Genomic DNA, 19,272 nt, shown 5'->3' on the forward strand with positions numbered 1-19,272 from the left:
CCTTCCTTACGCCACGAGGGCTTTGTCGAGTTCCATGCGGCCCTGCTGCAGGAATTTGGTCTGGAACATGACGAGTTCTTCGTCATCAGCGTCCTGGTAGACATCGTTGATGAACTTGAAGCTGTCCACCTTCTGGCCGATGGCCAGCGGGATGTCCCGGGCGATGCCGGAGCGGCGGACGAGGTAGCCCTCCTTGCGCTCGGTGCCGAAGAACTCGAAGGCCCGCGCAAACGCCGAGGTGCTGTCCGCCAGATCGCCCTCGCGGAAGAACGTCAGGTTCCCCTCGTAGTTATAACGGATCGGGGTCTCGACCTCGGCGTCATCGCAGATGGTCTGCTTGGTGTTGACATCCGACTTGTTCGGATTGAGGGTGTACCCCGTGGCGATGGCACACGAGATGTCACGGGCCGGAGTGAGGAGTGCCACGGACGGGAGCAGGGGATCGTAGCTGGGGTCTTCCACCCAGAAGATGAGGTTCTTGCCGGACATGCGCTTCATTACTTGCTGCCTTCCTGATCGGTAGCCTCAGCGGGCTGTTCGGCAGCCTTGGCTTTGGTCGCGGGGGTACGGTACTCCCCGAGAATTTCCTTCTCCGTCTTGCGCCGGAGCTTGGTCAGCTCATCCTCCGAAAGCTCCCGGTACTGCGGGTAGATTTCGAGGTAGCTGCGCGGAACTTCCGAGACGAGCTTGGTCTGCTCGTTCACTGCGGTGACAAAATCACTTTCGGACATGTCTGTCTCCAATCCTTTACTTCCCATTGTACCTGAGCGGAAATAGTAAGACCCCTACAGGGGGTTGGGCTCGGTGTCGTTCATCAGGAACCTGAACGCCTGGACCGCTGAGAGGCGGGTCGGCTGCCCGAGCGAGGAAATCCGGCCCATCCCGGCGAAGAAGGCGGGCCTGATTTCACCGCAGCCGAAGGGGGCGAAGCCCAGCAGCTTGCGCAGCACGATGTTGTTGACCTGCCGGGCCGCATCGTCGTCCCCGGCAATCGAGTGGGTGGAGAACTGCTGGACGAAGGAGTCCTTCGCCGCGCCCTCGATGCCGTTGAGCTTCTTGGGCGGATCGACCAGCCCGGCGAAGTTCACGACGACGTGGGGCTTGATCTTGCCGAAGGCGTCCTTGGGGATCGCCTCGCCGTCGGGGACATCGCCCTCGAAGAACTCCAGGAACGGAAGCGTGCGGAGGAAGGCGAGGATTTCCTGCTGCGTGGTGTATGGGTTGATTGTCATTTGACCTTGATGCCCCAGCCTTTGAGAGTGTCGAGCATGGCCTGGTGCCCGGCCATGAGGGCGTTCATAGGAGTGATGGTGGTGCCGTTGACGGTGCCGCCGTCGTTCTGGATCAGGAAGTACGCCTCTTTGTTCTTGATCCAGCCAGCCCGGACTCGGATGGAGGTGCCGTTGCGCTTCACGTCGGCGTCCACGGATTGCGTCATGTTGTAGGTCCAGTTGCGATTCATCTTGCCGGGGCTCAACGAGGACTCGGTGGTGGCGATGGTGAGCTTGATGGCTTCCTGCCCGGCGATGCCCGCTTCGAGCGCGGCCTCCTGGGTGTCGGCGTTGACGTTGCGCTCGGCCTGCAGGAGCATCTGGAACAGCCCCTTGGAGATGTTCTGGTGCCCGATGAGCCCGGCCACTATGACTCCTTTGGGGCAGGGCGCCACACCTTGTCAGCGCCTTGCGGATCGGAGCCATACTCCCACCAGCCCCCCTGCTGGCGTTCGTATGGCCTCATGCTGGTGACTTCCTCTGCGGTCAGAGTTTTCCCAGTGGTCATCAGGACTCCTTGGAGTTGAAGCCGAAGTGCAGCGTGTGTGCCCAGTCCTCCGAGGCGCCGAACCAGCCGCGCAGGTAAATCTGCTCGCCCACCAGCATGGTCAGGGCCTCGTTGTCGAGGACGGTGAGCTGGTCATTGGACTGCCAGCGCAGGTCCACCGGAGCCGGATCGGCCTCGTTGAACGCGGCGTCGATGGGCAACTGCACCTGGACGATCTGGTTGTCCGCCGAGTCGGAGACAAACTCGCGCCGGGTCGGGCGGGCGATGCGGTCGATGTTGGCGCGGCCCTGGTACAGCAGCTCCATCTCGCCGCCCTCGTACTTGCCGGTGGCCACGTTGTACTTGGGGGCACCCTTGATGCGCTCGATCTTCACCCGGGCGGTCATGGTCGAGTTGATGGTGGCGCGGTGGTGGGTGTGCCAGTCGTCGCTGAAGACCGACGTGCCTAGCGCCACAGCACACCGGCCTGGGCCTCGAAGGTGTCGAAGGGTGTCACCGGGTCTTGGAAGTCCACGATGAATAGGGAGCCGTCGGCAGCGTCGAGGTCTGCCTGGTCTGCCTTGCCCTGGGTGCGGTAGTCCTGCGCCACGAGCCGGAGCGCGTTGGTGACGGCGGGGCCGTCGGTCTGCAGGTTCTCCTTGCGGATTTTCTTGGAGACCATCGACTCGTTGGTGGCCAGCGCGAGCAGCGCGTCGGCAGCAGCCAGCTTCAGGTTGCCGTTGTTCAGCGAGAGGAAGCCTTCGAGGAAGCCGTCGGAGAAGTAATACTCGGCAGGCAGAGAAGGGTCGCCCGGGTCTTTGCGCTGTTGGGAGTCAGAGATGAGCAGACGCAGCTGCCCCACCGAAGTGGCCGGGTCGAGGGGAAAGAGGTCTGTTGCCATGTAGACCATTCTACCTGAGCATGAAACTACAGACTCAGCGGCACCTCTGCCGTGCCGTTCCAGAGCTTGGCAGAGACCGCCACTTCCGCAGTTCCATTCCAGAGCTTGATCGTTGGTGTAGCCGATGCTGCAGCTGGTCCAATGAACGAGGAGGTATCAGCGACAGCGAAGTCATCAAACTGCATCAGCGGCACGGCAGCAGCCGAGTAGTTGCCGAAGACTACCCGGTTGCAGCTGGCCCCGTAGTTGCTCGTTGCCGAGAGGGTGGTGAATACCGTGGTGCTATCGCCCAGGTACATGTTCACAGTGAATACACCGGCCACCTGATCCAGCGTCCACTCCACCCGGTAGCGCGTGTTCAGCGCCAGGGTGTTGTTCGCGGTCGCGCCCACCTGTGTGGCGGCAGCGTTGGTGATGCGCAGCTGGCCCGGAGCGCCGGAACCTGAGATGTTGATTCGGGCGCAGAGTGTCGAGCCGAAGGCCATCTGCGCAATCGCGTGAGATACCGAGTTCCAAACGGTGGGAGTTGTGAAGTAAAACCTCCCGGCACACTGCGTCAGCGTCGGCAAGTCCCAGAATGGGGATGCGCTTTTGCTGTTCGCTGTCGGGAACTCCAATTGAGGGCTGCGCGGGCCGCTGGACACCACATTCGGGTAGGTGCCACCCGGATCACCGTTGAAGCCATTGAACGGTGAATCCCCGGTGCCCGCTGTGGAAGTCGTGACGACGCCAGGACTCAGCCCTGCGCCGGACCACTTTTTGAGGACCGCCACTACGCGGTCCTGTAAACGATGGTTCCAGCTGGCAGACCTGCTGGGATGGGGTCTGAAGGCCCGAGGACAATGCTGTCGGCCATTGTGATCCCATTGCGCACCAGCGCACCGTCCGCCCAGCGGCGGGCATACATGATGTTGTTGTTGGCTCCGGTACGCCGGTCCTGCAGCTCGATGAAGTTGCCGGACGTGATGCCGTCGCCCTGTGCGCGGATCGCACGGACCAGCGCATCGCCCCAAGCATACGGGCTGGTGCCCCGCAGGGCGCCCCACTCGTTGTGCCAGAGCTTGATGACGCCCTGGATGAACAGCTCAAAGGTGTTGGGGTTAGTAGAGTCTGCAGCGTAGTTCAGGTTCAGGCTGCGTATGGCAGAGGCAGGTTTGGCGGCTACGGTGGTGTTGATGTCCTGCTTGCCGGAAATGTCCGGGGTTGCTCCCGTCGCGCCCGCAGCGCCTGTGTCACCCTTCGGGCCTGTAGCACCCTGGATTCCCTGAATGCCTTGGATTCCCTGGTCGCCTTTGTCACCCTTTGGCCCTTGCAGCCCCGTGTCACCTTGAAGTCCAGTATCCCCCTTGGGGCCTTGGATGCCCGTAGCACCTGTAGCGCCTTGGATACCAGTATCCCCCTTGGGGCCTTGGATGCCCGTAGCGCCTGTAGCGCCTGTAGCGCCTCGGGGGATGCCCAGCGTCAGTACATCGGAGGTGATGTCTGCGGTGGCAGGCGTGCCGGGATTCAGTGTAGTAACAGTGCCCATCGTCAGACTTCCGCCGCCAGTGCCGCTCCCAGCGGGACCAGGCTCGCCCTGCGGTCCTCGCGGACCCTGCACGGTGAGAGTTCCCGGCGAGGTGCTGACAGGCATTGCCGTGGTCAAGTCCACGGTCCCGTTCGCGGGCACCTGAATGTCGAAAGAATCCAGCCCCCGGACTGTATGCCCGTTGGAAGACTGCACGAGGTCGAAGCTGACCTTCCAAGTGAAGCCGGTGGGGTTGTAGAGGTCCGAGTCCGTGGCGGGCAGCCGTATGCCGTTTGAAGTGTCGCTGGCCGAAACCAGCTGGCCGCTGGCGTCGAACTTGGCCTTGAACTCCAAAGGAATGACAGTGGCGGCTGCAGTGGGCACACGGAGGAGAGGTGCGGAGCAGGTGAAGACGACATTGCCTGCGACGACCGTGAGGTCGGGGTTGGTGTCGGGGTCCGCAGCGTCCTCGGAGACAAAGTAGAACTGGCCTGTGACGAGACCGGAGGGGAGGTCTTCGGGGAGTACAGCCATCGGTGGGCCTCTCTTGTCTGTGTAGCCTCAGTCTGTAGGCATGTAGTCCATTCTACCGGAGTGCAGACGTACAGGCCCTTGGCAAAAGAAAACCCCCGGCCTCGCCGGGGAGCAACCGACGAGCCGGGGGTTTCGCAAACAACCACACAGGAGCAAGCACTCACAATTCTACAGGATGTTCGATTGGGCCGGAAATGGGGAAAGCCCCCCGGTGAGGTCATCAACCGGGGGGCTTTCGTGGTGCAGACTACGGCACGATGTACTGAGCCGGAGGAGCGGTGGCTTCGGCGCCCGTGGAGGCGAGGAGGCCCTGTCCGTTGAGGAACGCACCAGCCACAACGTGGCGGACGCGGTACTCAGCGGTGTCGTTCAGCAGCGAACCTTCGGTGCCGGGAACGGCGCCGCCACCGAGGTAGTTGCCGCCCTGGCCGGAGATACGAAGCTCGGGAGCCTCGTGGTTCTGCAGGAAGGCAACACCGATGGAGTCACGGGTGCCGTCCTTGCCGCCGTCCGGCACCAAGTACCAGGTGGTGGCGGCGTTGGCGGACTGGTCGATCTGCGGCAGCCAGTCCGTCGCGGTCAGCGCCACGTCGGAGTTGGTGGTGCCAGCCTTGACCTCGCTGGTGTTGTTGGCGTTGCGAACCGTGAGCTCCTTGACGGAGAGCAGGTACTCGGCCTGGTCCTTCATGGCGGTCGGAACGATGAGACGGAACTTGGGGACCGTCACATAGCGTCCGTTGACCTTGCGGGCACGGATGGCCTTCTTGGCGAGAGCCAGGGAGTCCAGCGACAGCTTGTACTGCTTGTCGAACAGGCTGCCTGCGTTCAGGTTGCCGTTCTGGGCCGAGAAGGTCACCGAGTTCGGGCCAGCTGCCGAGGCGAGGATGCCGTAGGCTTCCGTGTCCTCGGTGTTGGAGGCGAGCTCCAGCATCTTGGTCGGGATGGACTTGATGAGGTTCCACTCATCGTTGATGACCATTTCCCAGGTGAACGGGAACCGCGCACCTTCCTTGTAGAGCATGATGCCCGACGCGGAGGTGGTGAAGCCGAAGGAGGGGTACTCCGTGCCTTCAGGAACGCGGGGGAGCGACTGCGGCTTGGTCTTGGCGCCGCCGTTCTCGTCCAGGCCCACGTTGTCATCGAAGTTGAACTCGCGGAACCACTGCGGCTTGAAGTCGTTGAACTTCAGCTCGACGGCGAAGTCCTTCCACGTCTGCACGCGCTTGGCGTACTGCGCTTTGAGCTTCTGGGAGACGCCGATGCCGAAGGCAGCCGCGAGGTCCGAGGTGGAGAAGGACTCCGTGATGTAGGCGGTGCCGTCCACGAGAGCCTTGACGCGGCCCTGCGCGGTGCGGTCACCTTCGAGTGCGAAGCCGAAAATCTTACCGGCTTCTGCAATGGTCTGGATAGTCATTTCAGCCTTCCTTATGCCGCGTCTGCGGCTACGCCGTTGTTGATGATCTTGACCAGCACCGGGCCAGCCGGAGCGGTCTTGACGCGGAGTGCCACGCCAAAGAGCTTCGAGCCTGCGGCGATGGTCGTGGTCAGGGTGTTGTCGGCCTTGATGTAGACCGGGCCACCGACAGTCGTGGCTCCGGTGACCGTCAAGTTGGCGGACCCCTTCAGCGCAACGGAGGCGAAGCCCGGCTCGTTGCCGGAGGCAGAGCCGGAAGGCTGGGTGATGGAGGCACCGGCACCCAGCGTGATGGTCTCCGTGACGGAGCCTTCAGCGGTGACGGTGACTGCGTTGAGGACGCCGATGCGCAGCGGCGCACCGGACTTGGTGCCCGTGGGCACCGGAAGGGAAATGTAATCCGCTTCCTTGAAAACTGAGTTCTTCATGTCACGCCTTTCGGGTAGCCGTACCTATTTACAATTGTACGGCATGAGAATTTGATACAGAGCTAGTAACCAGCGGGCGGGCAGACGCTCGATGAATCACTTCTTGAAGCGCCTGGCCCGCCCTGCCGCATCGCCCCGAAAGGCCGTCTGCGGCGGACGAGATTCAGACCACCGCCTAGTTAGTCACCGAACATGGAGGTGCCGATGTTCTTACCGGCTTCCTCCAGCTTTTCCTCGGAGCCGTTGCCCCGGAACTCGGAGCCAGCGGACTCCGCGATTTCCTTGACGTAGGCCTGCTCGGCGGTGATCGCCTCGGCCAGTTCCTTGCCGCCCTTGACTGCTTCGAGCACACGAGCCTGGGAGGCCGGTGCCAGCTTGGACTCGGCCAGCTTGGCAACCACGTCGAGCGGGTTGACCTCGACGGGCTTGCCTGCTTCGGCCTTGGCCTTACGGTCGGCTTCTTCGAGGTCGGCCTTGGCCTTGTCTTCCTTGTCCGCACGCTCGGTGAGCTTGTTGACGCCTTCGATGAGGGCAGTCAGAGCCGCTTCCAGTTCCTTATCCATACCGGATGTTTCCTTTTCTTCTAGGGGCTCTGCGCCACCCTCGGGCGCAGAATTTTCTCTCGCGGATTCGAGCAACTTGTCGAATCCGCCACCGGCACCAGCTGTGGTGACGACATCTACTGAGGCAACCGAGGTGAACGCCTTCAGCACGGGGCCGTCAGCGGTTTCCTCCACCTCGCCGGAGGCCCGGATCGACATTCCGATCACGCCATCCACGGCACGTTCCTTGATGAAATCCCGGCTCTCGCTGTAGAACTTCACGTTGGCGTACAGGTCTTTGCCATCGAACTCGGCATCGGTCTCGAAGACGCCGATGATTTCCTTGTAGCTGCGCTCAGGGAGGTTCCACTTGGAGTCCTGGGTGGGGTGGTCCCCGTACACCCGGGTGCCCTTCTTGAACAGCGGGGCTCCGGCCTCGACTACCTCTTTGGGGTAGAAGGCCGAGCTCCCCTTGCGGTCGCCTTCGATGACCTTGATGCGCCATACGGCGCCTGTAAGGCTGTCCGGGCTGATCTTGCTGGCTTCGAGCAACTGCGTGGGCATGGAAATCTCCGTTCGTCTAAATCCATATTACCAGCTAGGCATTTAGACGAACGGAAATAAACACCAACCTACAGGGGTCTAGCCCTTTGCACCAGACCTTGCGGCCTGCTGTTTGTCCTTGCGGTAGGAGTTGTCGCCGTTGGACGGAGCGGTCGAGGCGTCCTTCTTGGGCTTCGGTGCGCCAGCCGCTCCGGGGGCGCCGGGGACTCCTGCACCGGGGGCGGGCTGCTGCTTGGCCAGCTTCTCGGCCTGCGCAGCTGCCTTGTCGGCAGCCTCGGCAGCCATCGTGGCCTGGAGGATCAGGTTGCCCAGCTCCTCCTTGGTCGGCACCTTCTCCGGGTCCATGTCCGCGATGCCCAGCGCGTGGATGATGAGCTTGCGCATCTCCTTGTCGCTGAAGACGTTCACCGGCAGCAGGGAAACGAGGGACTGAATCTGGCGGTAGACGGCCTCCTCCTCGATCTTCGGGAAGGATACCTTCACGTCCATGCCGAGGTAGGCGAAGATCGACTCGTAGAACATCTGGTGCTCCGCCTGCCGTGCCTTCATGACCTTCTCGTTGGAGCTCGAAAGGGTCTCGGCTGAGGCGCGGTTGGCCTCTCCTGCGTCGGCGGTCAGCTCGTTCAGGGGCACACTGAGGCCAGCAGCGACGTAGCCCGCGAGTGGCAGACCTGCCTTGAAGTCCACCGATCCGCCAGTGCGTCCCACCGAGGAGATGGTGGTGCCCTGGCCGGTCACGGCAGTGGCGCCGACGCCCTGCGGCTGGCCGGTCATCGGGTCGATGGTCGGGGCCGTGCCCACCTTGGTGGAGGCTGCGCGGGCGTTCGCCGCCGACGGTGCGGCCACCTTCCAGGCGAAGCGCGAGTAGGCCTTGACCAGCGTGGCCTGGTTCTCCAGGAACTCCTTGTGGGCCTTGGCCCAGAAGACCACGGCGAGCAGGTCGGGGACGCCCCACTTCCAGCCGGTCTGCTTGTTGACGCTGTGCGCCGCGATGCGGGAGTCCCAGTTGACCTTCTTGGACTTGAAGCGGGCGGGCTTGCCGTTCGCATCCACGTCGTAGTCGATGGCCGGGTAGTATTCCACGTTGTCGATCCGGTCTTCATCGTCCGAGCCGGGCCGGGTGACAATGGTGGCCCACTCGCGCCGGTAGAACCAGATGTCCTCGGCATTGTCGGGGTCCGTGACGGTGCCGGTGATCTGCCCGAACGGGATGCGGGTCACCTTGTCCACCTTGACCCGGGAGGACTTCTTGGTCACCAGCAGGAAGAAGTTGCCGTCGGTGCCGAGGCAGTTCTCCATCTCCAGCTGGGCCTTGTTGGAGAGCAGGTACTTCTGGTTGTTCGGGGACTTCCAGAAGGGGTCGGTGACCTCCAGCCCGTCCAGCTTGATCCCGTTGCCCCAGATGTACGCGCCGCGCACCGCGAGGCCGCGCTTGATGAGGGGGTTGATGACCGCGAGGGCGCGGGTGACCGCCGTGTGCTTCTTGACCGAGGCCAGCGGAATCTCGTTCAGGTCTCCGAGGTCTTCGCCCAGCGGGCGCCAGCCGATGTTATCCAGCGCGAGCTGCACGTCGGCCATCGACTCCGAGAGCTCGGTGGCCATCTCCTTCAGCGCGGTGTTCTCCACGGCCAGTGCGGCGTTCGAGGACTCGACCTCCAGGAGCTTCGCCATCTGGGAGCCCGCGTGCGGCGAGAACTTTGCGCGGGTGACGCTTTTCCTGGACATGGGACTCCTAAAGTCTGCGGCAGAACGGGACGGCCTGCACCAAGTTTATCAAATGGTGCCGTCCCGGACTTTTCTACAGGCCTACAGAGTCAGAAGGGAGAGATGACGGTCTCGTGCGCGAACAGGAACTCCTCGGGCAGCGTCTCGAAGCTCTCGCCCGGCTTCATCTTGCTCACCGGGTCCGAGGGATCAATCGAGAGCTCCATCGCCGCGTACATGGCAGCGTCGGCAAAGTCGGGGGACTTGCCGGTCTTCTTGCGGATTTCCTCTTTCGAGGCAATCTGCAGGGAGCTGCGGGCGTTCTTGAAGTGGTACTCCAGCTCACCCAGTTCCTTGTTCAGCGGGGTGTCGTCGCCGTCAATGTCGATCTGGCCCATGAACATGCGGCGGCGCACCTCGTCGTACATCTCGGCGCGGGTGTTGATCCATTTGTCGATGTCCGTGGAGGCCGCGTTGCCGATGATGCCGATGGTCTCGAAGCGGCCCTCGGACTTGGCTGCCACCTGGTCATAGACGCCAGCGCCGAGGCCCACGCCGTCGATGCGGACCTCGGAGGCGCCCTCCTTGAAGGCCAGCTGCACGATCCGTGCCGAGGTCTCCACGGTGTCCGCCTTGGCCCACTTGTCCAGGAACCGGAGCACACCGTCCTGGAACTTGTAGACAACGGTGTAGTCATCGCCCATGCGGGCCACGTCAACGCCGAGGCGCGGCTTGGAGTCCTGCTTGATGTCCAGCTCGGTGAACCTGCCAACGGCGAGCGTGCCGACGGTGAACAGGGTGCTGACGCTGCCCTCGGAGAACTCCCCGAGCACCTTGGACTTGAACATGGGGGAATCCTCGCCCCACTCCAGCTTCATGTCGTCAATCCACTTCTGGGTCACCAGACCGCCCGAGTCCTCCTCGGGGAAGGGCTCGCCCGTGATGTTGGGCGAGTCGTAGGAGTTCAGGGTCATCTTGTGCCAGGTCTGGGAGTCGTTCTTCCAGATTTCCCCGAACGGGGTGTTGATGTCATCGGGGTTTCCGATGGCCAGCGCCATGTCGTACCGGCCCGTGGTGATGGCGTTCACACCCGTGAAGATGGTCTGGGGGATACCGCAGGACTCGTCCATGACTGCGAGGACACCCTGGCGGCGGTGCTGACCCTGGAAGGCGTGCTGGTTGGTGTTCGAGGGCTTGCGTCCCTTGGCCCGCTCCGAGTCGTCGTCCCCGCGCCAGTCGTGATCGAGCGTGATGCGGCCCGGCATGGGCATCCCTCGCTGCATCGCCTTGATGTGGTGATTGCGGAGGTAGCCCCAGATGATGTCGAGCTGATCCTGCACGGGCGCCGTGGAGACGGCGAGGGAGTCTACGTTCTTGCGGGTGTCCACCCACCACGCGATGATGATGGACGCGACGAAGCTCTTGCCTACACCGTGGCCGGACTTGACCGCCACGCGCCGGTACTTCAGCAGCGCGTTGGCAATCTCCACCTGCTTGGACCAGAGGGTGTAGCCCAGCTTGTCCTTGGCCCACAGGGCGATGTCGGTCTTGTAGCGCTCGTTGAGGGCAGCCTGCTCCAGCTCGGCGCTGGCCTGCCTCATCGCGTCGAGAATACTCACTTGTCAGCGAGCTCCTGGTTCAGCCGGAACATGATGGTGGCGAAGTTGGCGGGGTCTTCGTACTGCGCCCACATGGCTCGGAGGATGTTGACGATGACGGTGAAGTAGGACTCCTCCATCGCAAACAGGCGCGTCTTGATCGCGGCCCAGTCGGGCTCGGCGCCGTCGTTGGCGTAGAACAGGTCCAGAATCTCGGTGACATCCTTGGTGAAGACACCCTCGGTTGCTGCGCTCATGACTGCTCCTTTTCGGCTTCCTGCGTCAGGGCGCGTTGCGCCTCGTTGTTGAACACTTCGGTGAAGGACGGCCCGAGCAGTTCGCCCTTGATCGCCTTGATGGTCTTGTGCTTCTCGAAGGCCTGCTCGATGTGGAGCCGCAGACCGTGGGAGACAGCGAAGATGGCCTGCAGGATGATCGTGGTCTGCGCCTGCGTGATCTGCACGAGCCGGTCGCTGGCGTCCTTCTGCATGTCCTTGTTGATACCCTGCAGGGCGGCGACTTCTTTGAGCAGCTTGATGACCAGCTCCAGGTCCTCGGCCTTGTCGGCGTACCGCAGCCGGTCGTTGGCCTTGACCAGAAGGTTTTCGAGTCGGAGCAACTGGAGGAAGGACTGCTCCTCGGGAGACATCACGGTCTGTGAGTTCAGGTACTCGCGCCACTGCTTGACGATTTCCTCCGGCTCGACACCGATTTTCACGGAAATCTCATCGAAGCTGTAGCCCTTGACGCGATAGTTGACTATCTGCGCCGTGAGCATGTCGAGTGTGTTGCCGCCGTCTTCCATGCCTGTAGTTTACTAGACCGGGCGTTCGGCATACGAAACAACAAGGCCCCAGCCGGTGGAAGTCAACTGGGGCCTGCTGTCCGGGTGAATAGTCCGGGGTCTTACTCATGGGAGCGGTATTTGACCGCCGTAGGGTGTGGTGGATTTGAACCACTGCGCCTGCCGGTCCCGTATGAGACCAACATGCGCCATACGCGGATTTCTCCGCGCACCCAGCCAAGCCTTTACTCGCTGGGACACATCACCCCGCCAGAGTTTGTGCCCTCCGGCTAGAGCCATCGCCGCCGTGCCGCCTAAATGGGGGCCGAACGGATCATGCTGCTCTAGTAGGCAGTGCCGGAATCGAACCGACCTCACTGGGAATCAAACCCGTCCCGTCACCAGATGGGATACCTGCCTTCATCCACCTAGCCCCTTCTCGACTAGGGCACTCGTCCCGGCTTTCATTTTGCCGGGATGCTACAAATTCGGTGGACTTTCCCCGAAGCTCCTTTTGATCGGTCACCCGGGTACTGCTTGCGGCTGATCTTTCACAATCAGCCAATTCTGATTAGGCCGCTTCCTGAGCTTCCTCGGCGGTGGTCCAGTAAACCAGCGCCTCGGCTGCTGCCTGGATCGCCTCGTCCCTTGTCGCCATCTCTGCTCCTCGTGTGTCTGTGTGCCTGTGGAATGAACCTACCAGCGCAAAAAACATAGGTCAACCCCCTCGCCGGAAAAAGATAGAATCCGGTCATGAGCAAGCCCCGAGCCGCGCTGTACCTCCGCCAGTCCACCTTCAAGGAGGAGTCCATCTCTCTGGAGCTGCAGGAACGCGCCTGCCGGGACTACGCCGTGGGGCAGGGCTACGAGGTGGTGGCCGTGGAGTCGGACCCGGGTATCTCCGGGCGGACGTGGAAGCGGCCAGGCATCGCCAAGGTCATGGAGCTCGTGGAGTCCCGCGAGGCCGAGGTCATCATCCTCTGGAAGTGGAGCCGCCTCTCGCGCTCCCGGCTGGACTGGGCCGTCGCCGCCGACAAGGTGGAGACCTACGGCGGGCGGATCGAGAGCGCCACCGAGCAGGTCGATGTCTCCACCTCGACCGGCAGGCTCGCCCGAGGGATGCTCACCGAGTTCGCGGCCTTCGAGTCGGAGCGGATCGGGGACACCTGGAAGGAAACCCACGCCCGGCGCCTACGCAACGGCCTGCCGCACCACGGCCTGCCGCGCTTCGGCTACTCCTACACCAAGGCGGGCGGGTACGTCCCGGATGAGGCCAGCGGCCCGGTGCTGCGCGAGCTCTACCTCCGGTTCATCGCGGGCGCCTCGCTGCGCGAGCTGGCAGCCTACGCGGCGTCCGAGGGCTTCGAGCCCGAGACCGGCTGGCGCGATGGCACACTGCGGAGGATTCTGGACCGGGGCTTCGGCGCCGGATACGTCTGGAGCAAGGGCGAGCACGTCAAGGGCGCCCACGAGGCCGTCATCTCCGAGGCCGAATGGCTGCAGTACCGCGCCCGCAGGGACGCCAGGGGCGGTCGCCCGCGCTCCGAGGCCTCCGACTACGCCTACTCCGGTCTCCTGCGGTGCCACTGCGGGTCGAGGATGGCCGGAGCGGTCATCAGGAAGAACGGCGTGGCCTACCAGAGGTACACCTGCCTCGACGCGCAGCAGAAGGGCACCCACAAGGCCTCCACGGTCTCGGATCGGTACGTCGAGAAGGCCGTTTTAGCATGGTTGGGCCATATTGCGGCGGAAGTCGATGCAAAAGCATCTACTTTGGAGCCGCCGAAGGTCTCGGGGATGGAGCGCAAGGCGGGGCAGCTGCGAGCCGATCTGGGCAAGAATCAGACCAGAATCGACACTCTGACCGTCAAATACCTCGACGGCGAGGTCTCCACAGAGGTCTACGAGCGCCTGAAGGCCAAGCTGGCGGACGAGAAATCGGCAACGGAAGCACGATTGAGGCTCGTGGAGGCCAATTCGACGGTCAAACCGGCCAAAATCGTGCCTATGCTGCTGGTTTCGTGGCCGGAGCTGCCCGCGAGGGGCAAGCGCGAGATTCTGAGCCGCCTGGTCTCCGAAATCCAGCTCCACGACTGGGAAAACGGCCCATCCGGGGGCAAAAGGGCCATTTCCGTGCGTGCGGTGTGGGAGTAGTCGGTTTGAGCGCCTATGTGGACGTTTCCGGCATCGACTACTTCCTCTCCGACGGCACCCAGCTGCTCAACGGGGTGACGTTCAAGGTCCCCGACGGCACCAAGACGGCGTTGATCGGGCCGAACGGAACTGGCAAGACGACGCTGTTCCGGATCATTTCCGGCGACCTCGTTCCGGACGAAGGCGTGATCGGCCGCTCCGGAAACATGGGCATCATGCGCCAGTTCGTCGGCCAGGTGCGGGACGACTCCACGGTCCGCGACCTGCTGGTCTCCGCCGCCCCGCCCGCACTCGCGGCCGCCGCGCGCGCCGTCGACGAGGCGGAACTGGCGATGATCGAGCACGACGACGAGCCCACCCAGATGAAATACGCGCAGGCGATCGTGGACTGGGGCGACGCCGGCGGTTACGACGTCGAGACCGTCTGGGACGAGGTTTGCATGGCCGCCCTCGGCCTGCCCTTCGACCGCGCGCAGCACCGGCCGGCGTCGAGCCTGTCCGGCGGCGAACAGAAGCGGCTGGTCCTGGAGGCGTTGTTTGCCGGACCCGACGAGCTGCTGCTGCTCGACGAGCCGGACAACTACCTTGACGTCCCGGGCAAGCGCTGGCTGGAAGCCAAGCTCAACGATTCCAAAAAGACCGTCTTCTTTATCAGCCACGACCGCGAGCTGCTGAACAACGCCGCGGGCCGCATCGTGACCCTGGAGCCCGGCATCAACGGCGCCGGCGCCTGGATCCACGGCGGCGGCTTCGGCTCCTACGTCGACGCCCGCGCTGACCGCAACGCCCGCTTCGAGGAGCTGCGTAAACGCTGGGACGAGGAGCACGTGAAGCTCAAGGAACTCGTCAACATGTACAAGAACAAGGCCGCGTTCCGCTCCGACATGGCCAACCGGTACCACGCCGCGCAGACCCGGCTGGCGAAGTTCCTCGAGGCCGGCCCGCCCGAGGCACTGCCGATCGAGCAGAACGTGCAGATGCGGCTCAAGGGCGGCCGCACGGCCAAGCGCGCCATCGTGGCCGAGAAGCTGGAGCTCACCGGGCTGATGAAGCCCTTCTCCACCGAGGTCTGGTTCGGCGACCGGGTCGGGGTGCTCGGCTCCAACGGTTCCGGCAAGAGCCACTTCCTGCGACTGCTCGCGACCGGCGGCACCGACCCGGAACGCGAGCACCTGCCCGTCTCCGATGTGGAAATCGCCGAGGTCCCGCACGAGGGCGCCGTGAAACTCGGCGCCCGGATCCGGCCCGGTTTCTTCGCCCAGACCCACGTCCGGCCCGACCTGCTCGGCAAGACCCTGCTGGAGATCCTGCACCGCGGCGACGAACACCGCTCCGGGCTGGGACGCGAGGCGGCGGCCGGGGCGCTGGACGGCTACGGCCTGGCGTCGCAGTCGGAGCAGAAGTACGAATCCCTGTCCGGCGGCCAGCAGGCCCGGTTCCAGATCCTGCTGCTGCAGCTCTCCGGCGCCACCCTGCTGCTCCTCGACGAGCCCACGGACAACCTGGACCTGCACTCGGCCGAGGCACTGGAACGCGCCATCGACCACTTCGAGGGCACGGTCCTGGCCGTCACGCACGACCGCTGGTTCGCCCGCACCTTCGACCGCTTCCTGGTTTTCGGCTCGGACGGCAAGGTCTACGAATCGGCCGAGCCGGTGTGGGACGAAAAACGCGTCGAGCGCGTCCGCTGAGGTAGAGCCAGCCGATGAAGTGATCATTTGATGATCAAATGATCACCGACTGGTATTATTTGCTCATGAACACGGATGAGCGGCATCGCTATATCGGCGAGCTCCTTCGCCACCGGGAACGCGTGAGCGTGGATGAGCTAATGGCCGCCTGCGCAGCCTCCGGCGCGACGATCCGGCGCGATCTGGACGTTCTGGCCGGTCACGGCGTCCTTCGCCGGGTCCACGGCGGGGCAGTCAGTCTGCTGCTGCAGGGCGAGAACCCCGGGTACGGGCAGCGCGAGCTGGAGGAGCACGCAGCCAAGGTGCGGATTGCCGCCGCGGTTGCGGCGATGCTCAAGGACCGTGGCCGTATCTGGCTCGACAGCGGCACGACGGCCACGGAGATCGCCCGACAGCTCCAGCAGCGCGACATGACGATCATGCCAATGTCGCTGAGGGCCGTCAGTGAACTGGCCGCAGACCAGGTCCCGGCCGGGCGCCGCCCTGAGCTCCTGTTGCCCGGCGGCAGCCTTGTTCCGGGCGAATTGTCCTTCCGCGGACCCCTGACGGAGGCAAATATCCGCTCACTGCGATTCGACACAGCCGTGGTCACCCCCTGTTCGCTGGATCTCCGGGATGGACTGCTGGCCCATGATCTCGACGACGCCGCGGTGAAGCGCGCAGGGCTGGAATCGGCAGCCAGAGTGATCGTTGCCTGCTCCGGATCCAAATGGAACGCCAGTGGCATGGCCCTGGTGGCGCCGCTGGACGCTGTGGACGCCGTCGTCACCGACAAGGCTCTCAGCTCCGACGAACTCACCCTCCTTGCCCAACACTCAGTGGAAGCAGTGATCGTATGACCAGGACCTCAACCGCCCCGCAATTGAAGGCGGCGGCCGCAGCGACCTTCCTGATCTTCGGGATCAACGGCCTCGTATTCGCCAGCTGGGCCGCCCGCATCCCCGCGGTGACCGAGATCCTGCACATCTCCTCCGGACAGATGGGAAGCCTGCTGCTGTGCGTCGCGGTCGGCTCGCTGATCGCGCTGCCGACCGCCGGGCTCGTGGTAGGCCGGCTCGGAACCGCCAACACCGTGCGCGCAGGCGGTCTGCTGGCCGCCGTGGCGGGCGCAGGGGTGGCGCTCTCGCTTGGCGCCGCAGCCGTCCCCGGTACGGCCATCTCGCTCTTCTTCCTCGGCATCGGCATCGGACTCTGGGACGTGTCCCAGAACATCGAAGGGGCCGACGTCGAACACCGGCTGGGCCGGACCATCATGCCGCAGTTCCACGCCGCGTTCAGCGGCGGCGCGTTCGTGGGCGCGCTGGTCGGCGCCGGTCTGGCGACGCTCGGCGTCGGGCTGCCGGAACACCTGCTCGCCATCACCGCCGTGGTGGCCGCCGCGACCCTGATCGCGCCGCGGTACTTCCTGCCGCACACACCGGAGCAGGCACCTGCTGCCGGCGAGGCCAGGCCGCCGCGGGCCGCTTCCGCCTGGCGGGACGGCCGCACCCTGCTGATCGGCGTCGTCGTCCTCGGCGCCACCCTGACCGAGGGCGCCGGCAACGACTGGATCGCCAAGGCCTCCGTGGACGGCCTGGGTGCCGAGCAGTCCACCGGAGCCCTGCTGTTCGCCGTCTTCGTGCTGGCGATGACGGCCATGCGTTTCTTTGGCGGCCGGGCGATCGACGTCTACGGACGGGTCGCGGTGCTGCGGGCCAGCATGGCAGCCGCCGCGGCCGGGCTGGCATTCTTCGTCTTCGCCGGCAATATCTGGCTCGCGACGGCCGGCGCGGCACTCTGGGGCGTGGGAGCGGCCCTCGCCTTTCCGATGGGCATGTCCGCCGCGGCCGACGACCCCCGGCACGCCGCGGCCCGGGTATCGGTCGTGTCCACCCTCGGCTACATCGCGTTCCTTGCCGGGCCCCCGCTGCTGGGCTACCTCGGCGACCTGACGGGGATCCGGCTGGCGTTGCTGGCTATCGGGGCGCCGATTCTGGTTGCTCTGCTGCTCGCCGGCGCCGCGAGGCCCTTGCGCGCCAGCTGAGCAGCGGCCCGGGATCCAGCACCCGGGTCAGCGCCTCATCCAGGGGGCCCGCAGTAAGGTGGGGAAATGCGAAGCATACTGGGGAAAACGCCGCACCGACTGGAGAAGCTGGACCGTCGACTGGTCCAGTCCCTCTCACGGGTTCCCGGCGGCGGCCACGACGACTTCTTCCGGCGGCTCTCCGCGGCCGCCAATAAGGGCAAGCTCTGGTTCGGGATTGCCGCGGTGATGGCGCTCTTCCCCGGCAAGACCCGGCGTGCTGCCCTGCACGGCGTGCTGGCGCAGGGTGTGGCCTCCGCGGTTACCAACCTTGTCTTCAAGACCCTGCTGCCCCGGGCCCGCCCGCTACCAGAGCACCTTCCGGTCTTCCGCTTCGTTCATCCGCAACCGAGCAGTTCCTCCATGCCTTCCGGGCACTCCGCGTCGGCCGCCGCGTTCGCCCTCGGCGTGGGGCTGGTCCGGCCGGCGCTCGGCACCGCGCTGGCACCCGTCGCCGCCGGCGTCGCCTACTCCAGGGTGCACACGGGGGCGCACTGGCCCTCGGACGTCTTCTTCGGCTCCGCGATCGGGGCGGGTGCGGCCCTCGTGACGAGGAAGTGGTGGCCGGTCCGTCCCCCGTTCCCCGCGGTTCGGCGCACCCCGGTCGGAGCTGCCGCACTGCCCGACGGCGAGGGGCTGGGCATCGCGGTCAACACGCTCGGCGGCTCATACGCCGATGAGACGGCCGAGGCCCTGCAGAAAGTATTCCCTAAGGCGTATATAAAGGAAATTGCCCCCGACGAGGATGTGGCGGCCGGAATCGAGGCGGTGGCAACCCGTCCCGGCGTCGTTGCCCTCGGAGTCTGGGGCGGAGACGGGACGGTGGGCACCGCCGCGGCGGCCGCCGTCGAGCATTCCCTGCCGCTGCTGGTGCTGCCGGGCGGAACGCTCAACCATTTCGCCCGTGACGCGGGCACCGGCACCCTGAAGGCCGCCATCGAGGCCGCCGCCAAAGGGGAGGCGGCGCGAGCGGACATCGGGCACGTGTCGGTAGAACGGGGGCTGCCGGACAGTCCGGAGAAGCTGGAGCTGTCGATGCTGAACACTGCCAGCATCGGCCTGTACCCCAACCTGGTGCGCCGGCGCGAGCAGCTCCAGCCCGCGCTGGGAAAGCCGCTGGCCGGCGTCGTCGCCATGTTCCGGACCTTCGCCGCGGGCACCCCGAGCACCCTGGTCGTGGACGGGGTGCGGCACAAGCTCTGGATCCTTTACGTCGGCCGCGGGCGCTACTACCCCCGCGACCATGCCCCGCTGGTCCGGCCGGTGCTGGACGACGGCGTGCTGGACCTGCGCATGATCACGGCGGACGAATCCTTTGCCCGGCTGCGCCTGCTCTGGTCGGTGCTGACCGGAACCGTGGCGACCTCCCGGATCACCCACCTGCGCGAAGCCAGCCGGATCCGGGTGGAACCGGGCGACACGACCATGGTGCTGGCGGTGGACGGCGAAGTCATGCCGGGCGTCCGCGCCGTCGAGTTCTCGGTCAAGCACGGCGGGCTGGTGTACTACTCCCCGCAGCCGGAGGGCTGAGCGGCGGCCATGCAGCCATTGTCCGGATTACCCTGATTCAGCCCTGAATCAACCCTTAAAGCGGCGCATTCGCGCGGCGGCGTCGGTAGCGTGGTGGGTAC

The 19,272-nt window shown here is 64.7% G+C and carries 20 protein-coding genes; 5 read left to right on the top strand and 15 right to left on the bottom strand.

Annotated features, from left to right (window positions below; all coding sequences use genetic code 11):
* Positions 1–6: 6 nt before the first annotated feature.
* The 15 genes from AC1DBD_RS08630 to AC1DBD_RS08700 form a co-directional block, all read right to left on the bottom strand.
* The gene (locus tag AC1DBD_RS08630) at positions 7–498 is read right to left on the bottom strand and encodes a phage tail tube protein (RefSeq protein WP_476981875.1); all 492 of its coding nucleotides are present in this window, start codon (positions 496–498) and stop codon (positions 7–9) included.
* On the bottom strand, positions 498–731 hold the full coding sequence (locus AC1DBD_RS08635) for a hypothetical protein (RefSeq protein ID WP_476981876.1): 234 nt from the start codon (positions 729–731) through the stop codon (positions 498–500). The genes AC1DBD_RS08630 and AC1DBD_RS08635 overlap by 1 nt, the downstream gene beginning before the upstream one ends.
* Positions 732–785: 54 nt before the next feature.
* Positions 786–1,232 (bottom strand): hypothetical protein, encoded by a 447-nt coding sequence (locus tag AC1DBD_RS08640; RefSeq protein WP_476981877.1) that lies wholly within the window; start codon positions 1,230–1,232, stop codon positions 786–788.
* On the bottom strand, positions 1,229–1,639 hold the full coding sequence (locus tag AC1DBD_RS08645; protein WP_476981878.1) for a hypothetical protein: 411 nt from the start codon (positions 1,637–1,639) through the stop codon (positions 1,229–1,231). The genes AC1DBD_RS08640 and AC1DBD_RS08645 overlap by 4 nt, the downstream gene beginning before the upstream one ends.
* 139 nt (positions 1,640–1,778) lie before the next feature.
* A complete protein-coding gene (locus AC1DBD_RS08650) occupies positions 1,779–2,234 on the bottom strand; it encodes a DUF6093 family protein (RefSeq protein WP_476981879.1) in 456 nt (151 codons plus the stop codon).
* The gene (locus tag AC1DBD_RS08655) at positions 2,225–2,659 is read right to left on the bottom strand and encodes a hypothetical protein (RefSeq protein WP_476981880.1); all 435 of its coding nucleotides are present in this window, start codon (positions 2,657–2,659) and stop codon (positions 2,225–2,227) included. The genes AC1DBD_RS08650 and AC1DBD_RS08655 overlap by 10 nt, the downstream gene beginning before the upstream one ends.
* Positions 2,660–2,685: 26 nt before the next feature.
* The gene (locus tag AC1DBD_RS08660) at positions 2,686–3,432 is read right to left on the bottom strand and encodes a hypothetical protein (protein WP_476981881.1); all 747 of its coding nucleotides are present in this window, start codon (positions 3,430–3,432) and stop codon (positions 2,686–2,688) included.
* Positions 3,432–4,700 (bottom strand): hypothetical protein, encoded by a 1,269-nt coding sequence (locus tag AC1DBD_RS08665; protein WP_476981882.1) that lies wholly within the window; start codon positions 4,698–4,700, stop codon positions 3,432–3,434. The genes AC1DBD_RS08660 and AC1DBD_RS08665 overlap by 1 nt, the downstream gene beginning before the upstream one ends.
* A 247-nt stretch (positions 4,701–4,947) precedes the next feature.
* Entirely contained in the window at positions 4,948–6,114 is a 1,167-nt protein-coding gene (locus AC1DBD_RS08670; protein WP_476981883.1) for a phage major capsid protein, read from the bottom strand.
* An 11-nt stretch (positions 6,115–6,125) separates the two neighbouring features.
* The gene (locus tag AC1DBD_RS08675) at positions 6,126–6,542 is read right to left on the bottom strand and encodes a hypothetical protein (RefSeq protein WP_476981884.1); all 417 of its coding nucleotides are present in this window, start codon (positions 6,540–6,542) and stop codon (positions 6,126–6,128) included.
* A 179-nt stretch (positions 6,543–6,721) separates the two neighbouring features.
* Entirely contained in the window at positions 6,722–7,648 is a 927-nt protein-coding gene (locus AC1DBD_RS08680) for a hypothetical protein (RefSeq protein ID WP_476981885.1), read from the bottom strand.
* A 78-nt stretch (positions 7,649–7,726) separates the two neighbouring features.
* A complete protein-coding gene (locus tag AC1DBD_RS08685; RefSeq protein WP_476981886.1) occupies positions 7,727–9,373 on the bottom strand; it encodes a hypothetical protein in 1,647 nt (548 codons plus the stop codon).
* Positions 9,374–9,462: 89 nt separating this feature from the next.
* A complete protein-coding gene (locus AC1DBD_RS08690; protein WP_476981887.1) occupies positions 9,463–10,971 on the bottom strand; it encodes a hypothetical protein in 1,509 nt (502 codons plus the stop codon).
* Positions 10,968–11,207 (bottom strand): hypothetical protein, encoded by a 240-nt coding sequence (locus AC1DBD_RS08695; RefSeq protein ID WP_476981888.1) that lies wholly within the window; start codon positions 11,205–11,207, stop codon positions 10,968–10,970. The genes AC1DBD_RS08690 and AC1DBD_RS08695 overlap by 4 nt, the downstream gene beginning before the upstream one ends.
* Complete coding sequence (locus AC1DBD_RS08700; RefSeq protein WP_476981889.1) at positions 11,204–11,755, bottom strand: hypothetical protein; 552 nt, start codon at positions 11,753–11,755, stop codon at positions 11,204–11,206. The genes AC1DBD_RS08695 and AC1DBD_RS08700 overlap by 4 nt, the downstream gene beginning before the upstream one ends.
* A gap of 732 nt (positions 11,756–12,487) precedes the next feature.
* On the opposite strand from AC1DBD_RS08700, the gene AC1DBD_RS08705 reads away from it, so the two are divergent.
* From AC1DBD_RS08705 to AC1DBD_RS08725, 5 genes are all read left to right on the top strand, one after another.
* Positions 12,488–13,888: a recombinase family protein gene (locus AC1DBD_RS08705; protein ID WP_476981890.1), complete on the top strand. Its 1,401-nt coding sequence runs from the start codon at positions 12,488–12,490 to the stop codon at positions 13,886–13,888.
* 5 nt (positions 13,889–13,893) lie between these two features.
* The gene (locus tag AC1DBD_RS08710; protein WP_476981891.1) at positions 13,894–15,579 is read left to right on the top strand and encodes an ABC-F family ATP-binding cassette domain-containing protein; all 1,686 of its coding nucleotides are present in this window, start codon (positions 13,894–13,896) and stop codon (positions 15,577–15,579) included.
* Between the two features lie 65 nt (positions 15,580–15,644).
* Entirely contained in the window at positions 15,645–16,418 is a 774-nt protein-coding gene (locus tag AC1DBD_RS08715; protein WP_476917322.1) for a DeoR/GlpR family DNA-binding transcription regulator, read from the top strand.
* Positions 16,415–17,602, top strand: a complete 1,188-nt coding sequence (locus tag AC1DBD_RS08720; protein ID WP_441419156.1) for an MFS transporter — start codon at positions 16,415–16,417, stop codon at positions 17,600–17,602. Before AC1DBD_RS08715 ends, AC1DBD_RS08720 begins: the two co-directional genes overlap by 4 nt.
* A gap of 66 nt (positions 17,603–17,668) precedes the next feature.
* Positions 17,669–19,171 (top strand): bifunctional phosphatase PAP2/diacylglycerol kinase family protein, encoded by a 1,503-nt coding sequence (locus AC1DBD_RS08725; protein ID WP_476917311.1) that lies wholly within the window; start codon positions 17,669–17,671, stop codon positions 19,169–19,171.
* Positions 19,172–19,272: the final 101 nt, after the last annotated feature.

It is taken from the genome of Arthrobacter sp. 10T419, assembly GCF_056394105.1.